The organism is Enterococcus sp. ZJ1622 (assembly GCF_011038845.1).
Taxonomy (GTDB): Bacteria; Bacillota; Bacilli; order Lactobacillales; family Enterococcaceae; genus Enterococcus_B.
Genome location: NZ_JAAKDW010000055.1, coordinates 1 through 619 on the forward strand (window position 1 = coordinate 1; position 619 = coordinate 619).

Genomic DNA, 619 nt, shown 5'->3' on the forward strand with positions numbered 1-619 from the left:
TGCCGGAAAGACTGGCAGTCAAAGAAGTAACGGTGCTTTACCGCGGTTCGACAGGTGTAGATAACATCAAGGGACAAAGTGGCGATGTGTGGCAAGACTGGGTCGTCAACAATGTGGACATTGCCCGCAAGATCCTCGCGGCTGAACAAGGTACGCCGCCCCCGCAGTTACGATCGTCTGCGGAGACCTTGAAGGAAGCGATGCGCCATTATCCCAATGCCCAGTTTTTCGTCTATGGTCATTCTTTAGGTTCCATGAACGGACAATATGCTGTTGCTGATCTGTCGTTGGAGGAAAGCAGGCGGCTCGGTGGAGGATATTTTTTCCAAGGCCCCAATATTTATACGGTATTGACGCCAAGCCAACGAGTGGTCGCTGATCTGCTGACAAGATCAGGGAAACTACACAATTATGTCGATGAGAAAGACCTGATACCGATCGGCTATGGCAAAGACAAACCGATGGTCGGTCGAATGCGTCCAGTGTTGTCAAAAAAAGTCGGGTGGATCGACCAGCACATGTGGGGCGGGTATCAGTATGACCAATTCGGGAATGTGTTGCTTGATACGAAAGGAGAACCTGATGTCATCGGATTGGAGACCCAGCAGCGTCTTGCCGG

Annotated in this window: 1 pseudogene; it reads left to right on the forward strand. The window is 51.2% G+C overall.

Annotated features, from left to right (window positions below):
* Positions 1 to 619: pseudogene (locus tag G7Y42_RS14900) on the forward strand (hypothetical protein); the annotation flags it as partial.